1 pseudogene is annotated in these 281 nt (G+C 39.5%); it reads right to left on the reverse strand.

The features are described from left to right. A pseudogene (gene argR / locus ACSG5Z_RS32320) lies at nucleotides 1-281 on the reverse strand (arginine repressor ArgR); the annotation flags it as partial.

Here is a 281-nt window from a genome sequence, read left to right on the forward strand (position 1 = left end):
CAACATATTTAAGAAACGATCAGAGACAACACCTGTATCTTCAGGTGTACGGCAACTAATTAAGCAAGTATCATCACCACAGATGGTTCCGATGATCTCATCCCACTCTAAATGATCAATAAGTGCTCCAAGTGAATGAGCGTTACCAGGCAATGTTTTTAGCACAAGCATATGTCCTGCCGTGTCTAATTTTACAAATGAATCCACTAGATTGCGGTTTAATTTTTGTAACGGGTTAAATCGTTGATCTGCTGGCAAGCTATATTTATAGCGCCCATCAT

This window comes from Bacillus pretiosus (assembly GCF_051294775.1).
Classification (GTDB): domain Bacteria; phylum Bacillota; class Bacilli; order Bacillales; family Bacillaceae_G; genus Bacillus_A; species Bacillus_A wiedmannii.